General features: G+C 42.8%; 17 protein-coding genes. 3 read left to right on the top strand and 14 right to left on the bottom strand.

Annotated elements, in window-relative coordinates:
• The 11 genes from NCCP2222_RS12010 to NCCP2222_RS12055 form a co-directional block, all read right to left on the bottom strand.
• The coding region (locus NCCP2222_RS12010) for a DUF1572 family protein (RefSeq protein WP_248512853.1) at positions 1-191 on the bottom strand (191 nt) is incomplete at its 3' end.
• A gap of 14 nt (positions 192-205) precedes the next feature.
• Positions 206-637 (bottom strand): hypothetical protein, encoded by a 432-nt coding sequence (locus tag NCCP2222_RS12015; RefSeq protein ID WP_248512599.1) that lies wholly within the window; start codon positions 635-637, stop codon positions 206-208.
• 27 nt (positions 638-664) lie between these two features.
• Positions 665-1,216, bottom strand: a complete 552-nt coding sequence (locus NCCP2222_RS12020) for a GNAT family N-acetyltransferase (RefSeq protein WP_282570700.1) — start codon at positions 1,214-1,216, stop codon at positions 665-667.
• Positions 1,217-1,388: 172 nt separating this feature from the next.
• A complete protein-coding gene (locus tag NCCP2222_RS12025; RefSeq protein WP_248512600.1) occupies positions 1,389-2,783 on the bottom strand; it encodes an MATE family efflux transporter in 1,395 nt (464 codons plus the stop codon).
• 192 nt (positions 2,784-2,975) lie between these two features.
• On the bottom strand, positions 2,976-3,434 hold the full coding sequence (locus tag NCCP2222_RS12030) for a hypothetical protein (RefSeq protein WP_248512601.1): 459 nt from the start codon (positions 3,432-3,434) through the stop codon (positions 2,976-2,978).
• A gap of 3 nt (positions 3,435-3,437) precedes the next feature.
• Positions 3,438-3,992: a WD40 repeat domain-containing protein gene (locus NCCP2222_RS12035; RefSeq protein WP_248512602.1), complete on the bottom strand. Its 555-nt coding sequence runs from the start codon at positions 3,990-3,992 to the stop codon at positions 3,438-3,440.
• Positions 3,993-4,007: 15 nt separating this feature from the next.
• The gene (locus tag NCCP2222_RS12040) at positions 4,008-4,877 is read right to left on the bottom strand and encodes a permease prefix domain 1-containing protein (protein WP_248512603.1); all 870 of its coding nucleotides are present in this window, start codon (positions 4,875-4,877) and stop codon (positions 4,008-4,010) included.
• Complete coding sequence (locus NCCP2222_RS12045) at positions 4,874-5,197, bottom strand: PadR family transcriptional regulator (RefSeq protein ID WP_248512604.1); 324 nt, start codon at positions 5,195-5,197, stop codon at positions 4,874-4,876. Before NCCP2222_RS12045 ends, NCCP2222_RS12040 begins: the two co-directional genes overlap by 4 nt.
• Before the next feature lie 465 nt (positions 5,198-5,662).
• Positions 5,663-7,081 (bottom strand): HAMP domain-containing sensor histidine kinase, encoded by a 1,419-nt coding sequence (locus NCCP2222_RS12050; RefSeq protein ID WP_248512605.1) that lies wholly within the window; start codon positions 7,079-7,081, stop codon positions 5,663-5,665.
• Complete coding sequence (locus NCCP2222_RS20815) at positions 7,072-7,293, bottom strand: winged helix-turn-helix domain-containing protein (RefSeq protein WP_309295963.1); 222 nt, start codon at positions 7,291-7,293, stop codon at positions 7,072-7,074. The genes NCCP2222_RS12050 and NCCP2222_RS20815 overlap by 10 nt, the downstream gene beginning before the upstream one ends.
• 2 nt (positions 7,294-7,295) lie before the next feature.
• Entirely contained in the window at positions 7,296-7,715 is a 420-nt protein-coding gene (locus NCCP2222_RS12055; RefSeq protein WP_309295964.1) for a response regulator transcription factor, read from the bottom strand.
• Positions 7,716-7,854: 139 nt separating this feature from the next.
• Here NCCP2222_RS12055 and NCCP2222_RS12060 point away from each other — a divergent pair, with 139 nt between their 5' ends.
• Positions 7,855-9,033: a DUF418 domain-containing protein gene (locus NCCP2222_RS12060; RefSeq protein WP_248512606.1), complete on the top strand. Its 1,179-nt coding sequence runs from the start codon at positions 7,855-7,857 to the stop codon at positions 9,031-9,033.
• Positions 9,034-9,076: 43 nt separating this feature from the next.
• On the opposite strand, the gene NCCP2222_RS12065 is transcribed toward NCCP2222_RS12060, so the two are convergent.
• The 3 genes from NCCP2222_RS12065 to NCCP2222_RS12075 form a co-directional block, all read right to left on the bottom strand.
• Positions 9,077-9,361 carry a hypothetical protein gene (locus NCCP2222_RS12065; RefSeq protein ID WP_248512607.1) on the bottom strand — a complete coding sequence of 95 codons (285 nt, stop codon included), beginning with the start codon at positions 9,359-9,361 and terminating at the stop codon, positions 9,077-9,079.
• 144 nt (positions 9,362-9,505) lie between these two features.
• The gene (locus NCCP2222_RS12070; protein WP_248512608.1) at positions 9,506-9,943 is read right to left on the bottom strand and encodes a hypothetical protein; all 438 of its coding nucleotides are present in this window, start codon (positions 9,941-9,943) and stop codon (positions 9,506-9,508) included.
• Positions 9,944-10,016: 73 nt separating this feature from the next.
• Positions 10,017-11,609, bottom strand: a complete 1,593-nt coding sequence (locus tag NCCP2222_RS12075) for a M2 family metallopeptidase (RefSeq protein WP_248512609.1) — start codon at positions 11,607-11,609, stop codon at positions 10,017-10,019.
• 152 nt (positions 11,610-11,761) lie between these two features.
• On the opposite strand from NCCP2222_RS12075, the gene NCCP2222_RS12080 reads away from it, so the two are divergent.
• Positions 11,762-12,130, top strand: a complete 369-nt coding sequence (locus NCCP2222_RS12080; RefSeq protein ID WP_309295965.1) for a DUF2500 domain-containing protein — start codon at positions 11,762-11,764, stop codon at positions 12,128-12,130.
• A 21-nt stretch (positions 12,131-12,151) separates the two neighbouring features.
• A partial coding sequence (locus NCCP2222_RS12085; RefSeq protein ID WP_248512610.1) for an ATP-binding protein occupies positions 12,152-12,446 on the top strand: 295 nt, incomplete at its 3' end.

Genomic DNA, 12,446 nt, shown 5'->3' on the forward strand with positions numbered 1-12,446 from the left:
AAGAAATCAGTCCACCGTGAAATCATATTCCCTGCCATATGCTGGATAAGAATAGCGATGCTGTTGGAAGTATTATTGATAGTCCAATAAAAATCCTCATCGTCCAGCTGTTGAAACGACTTTTCCGCCTGATCTTTCAACGTGGCAAACCGTTCTTGAATCACCCGCAAATATTCAGTACCAATTGACATGATGTTTTCCTCCTCTAATTGCATTCTGCATCCACTTTAGTGATAGTAGGCTCCGTATAGGATAAAATATCAACGATGATATCATGACAACCTAGCATGTAATGGACGAGCGGTTTGTTATATAACTCCCTTGCCACATTTTGTTCCTCATAATAATAATCAAGTAAAGTAGACTGATCGTAAATACGGAAATCATCACCGCGGAACGTATTATAATCATTCCAATGAGTATAATCCTCCACCGTTACCATATAGGTCACATAATAAGGGAAATCAATAAAATACGTTGTGACATCGCCATCCAGGTGAGGATGTAACAGCAAATCAACCTTCTCTCGGCTCCGATTAACAACAATCCGAAGATTAACTCCGCTTACCGCAGCCCGTAGCGCTTGTTCAAATGTAAGATAGTATCCTGTGTCTTGCACGAAATCTTCGAATTTCATGAAATCCCTATCCTTCCATCCTCACTCTTATAAAACCTCCGTGTCATCCAATTTCATATACTCACTTTGCAAAATACCCATACAGATAACATCATGCCATTGCCCATTCCGAAACAACGCCTCGCGGCTGGCCCCTTCATGCTGAAATCCGATTTTCTCGTAAAGGGAGATCGCTCTCTCATTAAAAGAAAACACACGCAATGCTACCCGGTGAAGATTAATTTCTCGAAAAGCATAATCTAATAACAAGGTCAACGCTTCCCGGCCATATCCTTTTCCGTGGAAATCCTTCTCCCCAATATCGATGATGCATTCCGCATTCCTGTTTTTCATGTCGATATGAATCAACGACGTGATGCCGATCGCTTGTCCGCTAAGCTGATCGACAATCATATAGCTTTTGGCATCTGGAGAACCGAGGATGACCTCATTGACAAACGCCTCCGTCTCTTGAAAGGATGGAAGATCCAGTATAGGGTTTGTGGAAGTCATCACCTCCATATCATTTCGCCACGCATGATACGTTGGAATATCTCCACTTTCCATTTTTCGCAGTTTGACCCTCTTTGATTGAAACAAGGCTCTGCCCCTTTCCCTATTTGGTTATGTATCATTCTACTCTGAATCAATTCGATAAAACTGCAATCAACTCCTTCACTTTTTAAGAAAGGAGCGAAAAATTTAAGTTTTCTCTTTACTTCATCAAACAAAGCAAAAGGCCAGACATCATCGCCTGGCCTTTTCTTGTTTATTATACCATTTCCGGTTGAGGCTGTTCTTCAACGTTGGGAACAGGATCGACGAGTGCATATCTCTCCCACGCCCGGCTTTTCCACCTCAGAGCCATGGCAATGGCGCGAATCCATTCATCTGTGGCAATGGCAAGCCAAATGCCGACGAGTCCCATGTCGAGCACAAAGACAAAGAAATATCCTAGAGGCAGACTGATCATCACCATCGAAATGGCACCCATCAGGACAGGGAATTTCGCATCGCCGGAAGCCCTCAACGAGTTGATGATAACAATATTGAATGTCCGGCCTGTTTCCAGCAGACAGGATAGCAGCAAGACTGATGCCCCTAGCTGGATGATCGCCTCATTATCCGTAAACAGTCGCATGAGCGGGTATCGAAACACCATGACAACCGCTACGACAGCAATTGTAAAGAGAATTGCCCTTCGGAACGACGCCCATAATTGACGGTACGCTTCTTCCTTATCGCCGCTGCCCACAAGACGGCCAACGATGATCGAGGTGCCAAGTCCGATGGCGAGAGCGAATAAATAACTGAACATCGAGATATTTGTTGCATATTGCCGGGCTGCGAGCGCCTCCGTCCCTAAATACGTAACGTAATAGAGAAATACAATCTGGCATGCCTGATACAAAATTTGCTCGAACGCCGAGGGCAAACCGATACTTAGGATTTTCCGGACATATTCTTTCGACCACTGGATGTAGTAGCGGAATTCAATCCGATACTCCAACACTTGATACAGCAGCCACACAAAGACAAACAATGCGATCAGCCGACTTCCGACAGACGAAATGGCCGCTCCTTGAACACCAAGTGCCGGCATGCCGAATTTGCCGAAAATGAGTGCATAGTTCCCAATCACGTGGATCACGTTCATTCCAAGTGAGACAAACATCGTCTGTTTTGTAAATCCATGCACTCGTATGACTGCCGCCAGCGAGTTGATAATCGCCTGAAGGAAAATCGCTCCGCCGACGATTGTTAAATACGCTTTAGCATGAGCCAGCACGTCTCCCTGCAAGTTCATCGCCTGCATCATATGGCTCGTAAACAAAAGGAATACCCCACTGATTCCAATGCCGACCAACAAGTTAAGAGACACGGCAAGAGCTGATATTCTAGATGCCTCCACAAAGCGCCGCGAACCCAGATATTGTGCGACGACAATTGCCGCCCCATTCCCGACTACTTCCAAAACAAGGATGGCAATCTGAACGTATTGATTCGCCGCCCCTACGCCTGACACCGCATCATCAGACAATGCGCTGAGCATAAACGTGTCAGCCAATCCCATCAACATAAACAAAAATAACTCAAGAAAAATAGGCCACGTTAGGTGAAACAAACTCAGTTTCGTCCCCGGGCCCTTGACTGCAGTAGCTGCCATCTATTTCATCGCCTTCTTTGCTAATCAAATTCGCAAAACAGGAATAGCTTACCATAGATAGCGGCGGATGAACATCTTTTTTATGTTAAAAAAATATGTTATTTTTCGTGCTGCATACATCTCTTTTTATTGCACATTACATTATTTTATCAGCAAGATAATACGGCATTGACTAACTCTGCCGCCACTTCATTACCACGGTACCTCTGTTATATCCGTGCCGTCTTCGCTCATTTGATACAGATAATAGTCTGGATCACCATGTCCAAAATTACGGTCGACCAAGAAATATATTTTTCCGTCCGGACCGCGTTTCGGTGAGGCCGCATGTTCCTTTAATGCTGTCAGCTGTTCTATACTGCCATTTTCCGTATGATAGACGAACAGCTCATACTCAAAAATCCCGTTTTTCCCGGTGCCTGCAACTGCTTGATAAATAATCTCGTTTTTCTCAGGCAAAAGAAGAAAGTCATAAATATCTTGGTCGCTTTGCGGATTGCTGATGATTTCCATCCTTTCAGGTTTCGCAAGCGGTATATTAAAAATCCGTTGCTTGGATTCAAATACATCTTCAGCCGTCTTTGCCTCTTGCTCATCATCCATCCGAAGGTAAACGGACTTGCCGTCTTCTGCCACTTGGAGCGAATCCATTGCTTAAGCTTTCATGTCAGTATGCTTCTTCGTTATCCCATTGGCAAAGTGATAACTATGCACATCATAATCATGCGGAGCCTTGCTCGCTATAGGTGAATAATTCGTAAAACTATCCGCTTGCAAATATAAGAGGCGGTTTGGGTCGGCCGGATCAAATGCCAGATCGGTAATAAGCCCCTTTGTTGAAAATGTTTTTATCTCTTCCCGTGTCTCTGTGTTGAGTAAATACACTGTACTTCCACTTTGTTCCTCAAAATCTTTAGCGGCCACGACATACGCAAGTATGGTGCCGTCTTTAGAATAACTGAGATCAAGAATGGTTTGGTCTACTGGCAGCTCCACAACCGGCAGCCTGTCATCAGAGCTGATAAAAAGGCCAGCAATCCCATTCGCAAAAGATACGTATGCAATTGTCCCGTCTGCTGCCACGTCATAGACACCGGACTTTCCCTGTTGTTTTTCAGCATCCGATTTATCATATTTATAGCCCAGCACAACAAAGATTATTGTGATTACAGTAATTCCTACAAGAATGCCTAGCATCGTTCGTTTCACTTTATCCCTCCATTCTTACACTACTACGAACACCCAGAAGCAGGCCAGTGCGATAATGACAACGGTTTGCAAGGTTGTAACCGTATACGCCGCAGACCTTTTCCCTCTTGCAAGCAATCCCATCTGTGCACTATAGGAAATAATCCACACAGCGGTCGGTATCAACAAGATAAATAAAAAAGACGAAGAATTGCCGGCAAACAACAAGAATGCCCATAAGAAGAAGAGAGAAACAAAAACAATGAGAAACCCGGTTGAGATATTAATATAATGCACCCGTTTCGCATCTTTCTGGTTTGGTTGCCGGGGAGACGGAAAATCATAAATCGTCGTTCGATAGACGAGCACAGCTGACAACAATAGAATGAGTACAGCCATAATGCCGAAAATCAACGAGTACGGAGGATTTACACCCGGGATTATTAACAGCCCATAAAGAAATACAATCAGATGAATAAGCAATAAACCATTCATCCATAAACGGCGATTCATTCTAGAAATAGGACGCAACGTCACAAGTAGAAGTGCTGTACTGATTACTACCCCACTGACAAGCCATGGAATATGAGCGTCTCCTTCCATGAATAGCTGCGCTGCATAAACGCCATAAACGTATAGTAAGGAAGCAATGGAAAGTATAATCATCATCAGTCGTCGATACGGATACATTGCCTGTTGAATCTGTTTGCCAACTTCCTGTTCCGAACCAAATTTCTTCATAGCGATTTGAACCGCCTCCTCTTCACTTGCTCCGTTTTCCCGCTCCTCGCTATACGCACATTCCAAGTGTGACATCAATTCATCATACAGTTCTTCACGTTCCTCAACATTGCAATCTGTTTGCCGGACAATATTGGCGACAAAGCGATCAAACACTGGATTCATGTCAATCCTTCCGAACTTTTCAGGACAAGGCTGTTCACCCGCTGCCAATTTTCCTTTTTTTCTTCTAACGTTTTCCCGCCATCTTCTGTCAATCGATAATACTTCCTTCTATCTCCGTCACCCTCTTGCCAATAGGAAGCGATCCAATTTTTCCTCTCCAGCCGCTTCAAGGCAGCATATAGCGTACCTTCCCCCATTTCATACGTATTCTCGCTTATCTCTCTCAAAATCTTAACGATTTCATAACCATACAAATCACGCTGTGCAATTAGCGATAATAAAATTAGATCAATGCTTCCCTTCATCATCTCTTGATCCAAATTATACCAACCCCTTTATTACATCGTAACACGATGTACATAGCGTTGCCATGTATTATGCGCAAATTTTCCCAATCTACAACAAGAACCTCTGGAAGACATTAGATTATAGTTGTTATATAAGCTCTAAGAGATTACCGATAATTAAAGACATTCTCCATTCCTTTATTTAGTGAGTATGTTTTTTACGAAATGTATCATAAGAAGAAATAATTATGTATTGAAGTCCTTAGACTTTTCATTTTGATACCTTATATGAAGTGCCCCTTTTCATTAGATAGACAAGTATATCCTAAGTTCATTAATCAATAAGAAATCCAAAAAAAACCAGAATGAAACCAACTTTGGTTTCATTCCGGTTTTTCGACTGCAATTGCAGAAGAATACATGAATCACACGAGTACTCACTTTCACCTCAGATAACTATCTATCTTAAAGCAATACAATTGTTTAGAGACTCGGCATTCAAGTAGGAATATCAATAGAAATAATTGCACCGCCGTCGACAGCATTCCCCGCCTCAATCAGCCCCCCATGCTTGTCTATAATCGACTTGGCAATATACAATCCCAAACCCGCATGTCCTTTACGGCGATTTCCTTGATAAAAGGAGTCAAAGATTTTAGTTTCCTGCCCATCCGAAAATCCCGCTCCGTTGTCCTTCCATGTCATTTTAATTTGGCTCTCTTTCAATTGAACTGAAAAGGAAATAGCACCTTTCTCTGCAAACCGCAAACTATTAGCCATCAGGTTATCGAAGACCTGGGTCAGCCTGTAAGGATCTGCATGTATGGTTCCCTTTTCCATTCGGTTATCCTGAATGGCTGAAGTAAACTCCACACCTTGCCCCGTGCACAACAGTTCATAAGCAACCATTTTCTCTGATAAAAATTCGACTGGTTCGAAGTAAACTTTATTCAAAGAAAACGAATCGCTGTCAAGAATGGCCGTTTGATTCAGATCATGAACCAATTTTACAGCACTTGAAATATTTGATTTGATAACAGGAAGGTAGCGTTCGAAACGGTCAATGCCTTTCCGATGCGCTTCTTCCAACCCTTCCACATGGCCTTGTATAATGGTTAACGGTGTCCGGATATCGTGCGCCAGTGCGGCAATGGCATTTTTCCGCTCCTTTTGTGTTTTCCACTCACGCTGTAACGACTCCGCTAATTCATCCCTCATCTGTTCGAAGGCATTCGTCAATTCTCGTATTTCTGTTATCTTTCCTTCTTGGTTGAAATGAAATTGCAAATCTTTATTGCCAATCCGAGCTATCGCTTCCATCACTTGTGAAAGCGGTATTTTCATTTGCCTGCTAAGCCTACTGACAAACAAAAGCGTGAAAAGCAGAATATAGCCAAACGGAGCTGCTGCAAACGAGAAGGACCAGATTCTCACTAACGCAGTTTGAGATTCGTGAACAGGCGTCACTTGTAAGGTGTAATACACTAATAATACGCCTTGCATGGCATCCCGTTCGTCGAATAATGGAATGTAGTTCACAAAATACTTTCCAGGTCCATGCTGGACAGTATTTATATTTTCCAGGATATCGCGTTTAGGTACGTCGCCATGATCCCCGATATTGCCATATTGATAAACGCCTGTGTGATCCACTACCTTATACAAGATGCCTTCTTTTGGTAAAAGGCTATCCAGCATATTTTTGCCAGAACTGTCCAACCAGTCCCCCTTACTCTCCCTCACACGGTCTTTAATGGCCGGTATCATATTCTCATAATGATTGGCATAATTCATTTTCTTCTCGCTGATCAATAACAGGCCGCCCCATGTCATGATGGTGCATACAAAACTCAACAGCAAAATGACTGCAATCATGCGATGGAGCTTAGTCCGGATTGACACTGTTTTTACAGCCATTTATACCCAACTCCCCAGACTGTTTGGACAAACGACCGTGTCGGCTCGATCTCCTGAAACTTTGCACGGATTTTTTTGATATGCTCTGTTACGGTTGCATCATCCCCATCTGCCTCAAGGCCCCATATCCTTTCATAAATATCCGATCTAGAAAAGACCTGTCCCGGATGCATGGCGAGAAACCATACAATGGAAAACTGTTTGCTTGTCAACTCTACCTCTTCATCCCATCCAATTGCAGCGCCGACCGGTCTCTATCGTTCATTTTTCGATGTTCTCTCCGGAGATGTGCATGGACTCTCGCTTTCAATTCGGACAAACTGAACGGCTTAACAATATAATCATCCCCTCCTACGACCAGTCCCTTCACCCGGTCCATCTCATCTTGACATGCACTGAGAAAGATGATCGGCCCTCGGATGACAGACCGGATTTTCTCGCATACTTCAAATCCATCCATCCCCTCCATCATCACATCTAGAAGTACAAGATCCGGCTTCTTTCCAGCCTCGGCTATCGCCTCTTTCCCATTAGATGCTGTCAAAATGGCATATCCTTCATCTTCTAATGCATCTTGGATGAAAGAGACGATTTCAGATTCGTCGTCAACAATTAATACAGTCGCTTTCGTCATCACACATCTTCCTTTTTCATCAGTTCTTTTTAATAGACACTCTACACTCCAATTATAACGAAAGTATAATAGCAGTCTTTATTATTCCTTTATTCTCCATAAGTATGCTAGAGACAATGAATGAGTAGGAGGACTTAGAATGAAACGAATTAACGTACTAGATGCTTTACGGGGGTTTGCTTTGCTCGGCATATTGCTGGTGAACATTAGGTTTTTCAATGAATCGCAGCTTGCGATCAGTTACGGAGGACTTCCGGTTGAAGGCTGGCTGAACAAGACAATCGAAACACTCTCCACACTGTTAGTAGATGGAAAATTCATGTTGCTCTTTTCATTTTTTTTCGGTTATGGAGCTGTTATTTTGCATCGGAATGCAGAAGCCGCGGGTAAAAAATTCACTTGGATGTTTGTAAAACGGATGCTTGCCTTGCTGATATTCGGCATACTTCATGTAGTATTCCTTTGGTATGGAGATATTTTAGCAATCTACGCATTAGTCGGTTTGGTTTTTATTTTGTTCGTCAAGCGAAGTCCAAAAACGTTGCTGACCTTATCTTCCGTTTTCTCACTTCTCATTCCCGTTCTCATGTCGGTTGCAATGCTACTCGGCAATCTAGCGGGGACTGAGGGGATGGATGACCTATATACGATCGATCCAATGGAGATTCAAATGTTTCAACAAAAAGACCAACAAATCTACGGAGAAGGCACTTATATGGATATTACGAGGAAGCGGATCGGAGACTATCAAATGAGCTTTTTCAATATGGTTCTTTTCTTCCCACAAATTTTAGGGACATTTTTATTAGGAGCCTATTTTGGTAAACGGAAATTACTTGAAGATATTCCGTCGAAAAAGCAGTTCATGGTAAGGCTTGGCTGGATTGGCGCAGTTGCTGGTTTTGCGTTAACTGTACCTCGAATACTATTGGACTCGTCCAATAACTTGCTTGATATCTTCAGCATCTTTATCGGCGCTCCGTTGCAGATGCTAGCATATGTCGCTTGCTTTTCACTATTGTATAACCGCCATCCAAAATGGCTGCAACTGTTCAGTTATCCAGGAAAAATGGCATTCAGCATGTACATCTTGCAATCCGTCCTTTGCGGGTTCATCTTCTACAGCTACGGACTGGGTCTTTTTGGAACGATGGGCTTATGGCAAACGACAGCGATTGCCTTCCTATTGTTCGGGTTGCAAATAGCCATTAGTGCCCTTTGGCTCCGGCGTTTTCGAACGGGTCCACTCGAATATGTGTGGCGGGTTTTGTATAAAGGAAGAGTGGGAGCGAGAATGAACTTTCAACGTGAAATGTAACATAAAAATGGCAAGGTGACGTAGTTTCCCTTGCCTTTTCAGTTTATGTTAGCTGGCGAAGCAAATGAAATAAAGCAGGATTGCTCAGAAAACCGCCAACTGCAAAAATATAATAGAGCCGTTTCTGGGATGTAGAAATCCATTTATTTTTCTTTAGGCGATACCCTGAAAAGATGATGTAAATTGGATACACAATAAATGAAACGAAAAAGATTACCAAAAAAGCATCTCTTGCCGAATAAGTTATTTGTTCAATCCAGAAACCCATTGACCATTGCGACAGGCAGAGCAGTAGTAATATTGTCCAAGACATAACTAGCTGTTTCAAGTCAATTCTCCTGTTCCTAGCACAATTCAGAACTGGTATACCACCAATCCTATAAATCAGTTGAAGAAATCTTTGCCACTGAGCCATAAAGGAGCTTCACAAAAATAATTCAGATCATCTTTTGCAGCATATCATTAATAAAATTCACTTGGTTGCTCTAATAAACGATCTGCACAAGACATAAGAGCAAAGAACACCTGTATAAACATAGAGCATGACTACTATTTCGTTACTTTTCTTTTGAATAGATTGATGGTTTACGACCAAATTGCAGATGCTGAATATAACTATGAAAAAAGTCAAGACAATCAGATACCATTTAAATTCTAATTCTTCCCCTAGCAACTTCATCAGGCTAGCTCTGACTTGATTAGCAGACATCACATCCACCGTTATACTGTCCTTCACCCAAAAGCGTTGTTTCGTTATCGTCATCTGGTTTGGTGTTTCCTCCGTAAAAACCATGCTTCCGGGATAAATATCGAAGAAATAGGCAAGACCCAGGACTAGCAACATGAGAATTAAAACGGAAGCTAGCATCCATTTATTCGGCTTGCCTTTTCCTCTGCTGACTTTCCCCATGCATCCCCCCCTCGTAAACAAAATGCCGGGCTCCTATGAACCCGGCATTTACTCTTTATTATATGTGATGTAATCAGGAGTTCGCTTGCTTGACTGCTACGAATTGATCGATGAAATATTGCGGGTTTAATTTTTCACCCGTCGCTTTTTCGATCTTTTCATTCCAAGCGTAAATCGCACCTGGCTTGAAATAATCTTTGATCAGATAGGTTCCGACTTCTTTCGTAAACATATCAGCCGAAACATTTTTGTAGATATACGCTTCCAATTGGGAAGTTGTCAACTCTCCAAGCAAGTAGTTCTGATAATAAACCGGAACAAGTGTGAAATGGATTTTTGCTGCCCAGTGCGGATAGTCTACATTCTCAGGCGGGTTTACGAACTGGATGTCTTTCACAAGCTTCCACCATAATCTATTCAAGTCTTGGTCAGGGTTCTCATAAAGCTCCCGCTCAAAGTAAGAAAACGTCATGATCCAGCGGCCTGCAATAAGCATTTGGCGACGCAAGGATTCTTCGATAATCGGCGTCAAACGATTCACCTCAGTTTCATCGATCTCCAAGTATCGCTCCAACCATTCCGGATTTTTTGCAAATCGGCCGTATAACATCGCGATCGCTTCTGTCGTTAATGTATGGGCGCAAGTTCTTAATAGGAATGGCAGGCTCTCGTCAACATATTTGAAATACACTGCGTGACCAAATTCATGCAACGTCGTGCAAGACCAGTAGTCAGACGGCACATTGTTGCAAAGGACTCGCACATCCCCTTCCCGATCGATATCTGTACAGAAAGCGTGTTGGTTTTTCTTGTCGCGCGGATACATATCGCTCTTCGCCAGCATGTCTTTAATTTCCATGCCCATGCTTTCGAACGTAGCGATTGTCAGCTGCTCAAGATCTTTCCCCACATAGAATGGATCTAAATCGAGCTCCTTCATCGGCGGCGCTTCTTGGAAGAATGGATCTGCATAATGCCAAGGGCGCAGCTCATCGACAGAGATACCGAAACGTTCCGCAAGCTCCGTATCCATCTCCGATTTCATTTCACGGAATGGCTCATCCGACAAGTCTTTTAATTTGTCGAAAATCGAAAAGACTTCATCACGGTCGAGCTCCTGCAGTTTGAAGCTCATTTGGTGATAATTATCATATCCAAGAGAACGCGCGACTTCGTTCCGCTTTTTAACAAGCGTCAAGAGCTTCGCTTCCACTTCTTTCGCGATCTGTTTGCTTGCATGCCATGCTTCTTCCCGTTCAACAAGGTCGTTGCTTTTCACTAGAATTTGACGAACATCATTCTCAGAAACTTCTTTATCGCCAATCGTCGCACGGAACGTATTGAAGAGTCCAACCAATTCTGTTGAGCGTTCAACCATCTCTTTCAAATCGCTTTCAGCAATTTGATTTTCTGCCATACCGTTGTATAACACTTCTAGCTGACGGCGCTGTATGTCTGTCAGATCATCCTGTTTCAAGTAGGCTTTGACCTGTTCAAAACGCTCCGGATCAGCATAATAGAGATTATAAGCTGTCGAAGCCTCCGCTGTTTTTTGATTCCATTCATCCTTGCCAGTCGTTGCTGCCATCCATGAACTCGATGTGCTGGCGATATGTAATGCCTTAATTGCGTCGTTCTGTTCTTGTAAGAACTGCTCAACTGTCATGTTCATTTCCCCTTTTTTGGACATTGTTTATGTATATTCTAGATAACTAGCACAAAGTCCTTTCTCTTTCCGATAAATCAAGCCATAGCGAAAGTCGAAACTATTCAGGCAGTTTATCGTATGATAAGTATAACTTGTTCAGAGGTGATACGGTGGGATTTAATTCATTTGATAATATTATGTTTTCTATCGGCCCGTTTTTCATAGGGGCTATCTTTATCATCGTAATTGGTATGTTCATATTTACAATAATAAAAGGGATCGGAACGTGGTCATCCAATAACAATTCACCCAAATTGTCCGTTCCTGCACAGGTTGTGACAAAGCGGACACATACGTGGGGAGGGCGCGGCGATTCATCAGCTCATACATCCTATTACGTTACCTTCCAAGTCGAGAGCGGCGATCGGATGGAACTTCAATTGAATGGATCTGAAACCGGAATGCTGGCGGAAGGCGATTTTGGAATTTTAACGTTTCAAGGAACACGGTATTTGGGATTTGAACGAAAACTCGATTGAGGCGATTTGGGAGTGAAGGAAATGAAACGATATGCCATCTTAACAGTAGGTAAAACACATAGCGGGAAGACGACATTTGCAAAAGAATTGGAGCAAAACTTGTCTAATTCTCTCATCATTGATCAGGACAACCATGCTGCTTTTATTAACAAGTACTACGGCAAACTGCTGCCGGCATCAGGACCAAATACATTGAAATATACACTCACGCATACCATTGTCGATTATGCCGTTCACGAGACGAACTTGCATATGATCATTTGCAATTCCAATCGAAGCCGCAAAGGCCGTGAGGAGCTGTTGTCCTATTTTCGGA

The organism is Sporosarcina sp. NCCP-2222 (assembly GCF_023168145.1).
Taxonomy (GTDB): Bacteria; Bacillota; Bacilli; order Bacillales_A; family Planococcaceae; genus Sporosarcina.

What these genes read in the sequence shown, in the direction of transcription:
- NCCP2222_RS12030 (WP_248512601.1), bottom strand. Translation starts at nt 3,434, where the DNA reads ATGGATTCGCTCCAAGTGGCAGAAGACGGCAAGTCCGTTTACCTTCGG.
- NCCP2222_RS12025 (WP_248512600.1), bottom strand. Translation starts at nt 2,783, where the DNA reads ATGGCAGCTACTGCAGTCAAGGGCCCGGGGACGAAACTGAGTTTGTTT.
- NCCP2222_RS12070 (WP_248512608.1), bottom strand. Translation starts at nt 9,943, where the DNA reads ATGGGGAAAGTCAGCAGAGGAAAAGGCAAGCCGAATAAATGGATGCTA.
- NCCP2222_RS12060 (WP_248512606.1), top strand. Translation starts at nt 7,855, where the DNA reads ATGAAACGAATTAACGTACTAGATGCTTTACGGGGGTTTGCTTTGCTC.
- NCCP2222_RS12055 (WP_309295964.1), bottom strand. Translation starts at nt 7,715, where the DNA reads ATGACGAAAGCGACTGTATTAATTGTTGACGACGAATCTGAAATCGTC.
- NCCP2222_RS12050 (WP_248512605.1), bottom strand. Translation starts at nt 7,081, where the DNA reads ATGGCTGTAAAAACAGTGTCAATCCGGACTAAGCTCCATCGCATGATT.
- NCCP2222_RS12015 (WP_248512599.1), bottom strand. Translation starts at nt 637, where the DNA reads ATGAAATTCGAAGATTTCGTGCAAGACACAGGATACTATCTTACATTT.
- NCCP2222_RS12040 (WP_248512603.1), bottom strand. Translation starts at nt 4,877, where the DNA reads ATGAATCCAGTGTTTGATCGCTTTGTCGCCAATATTGTCCGGCAAACA.
- NCCP2222_RS12075 (WP_248512609.1), bottom strand. Translation starts at nt 11,609, where the DNA reads ATGACAGTTGAGCAGTTCTTACAAGAACAGAACGACGCAATTAAGGCA.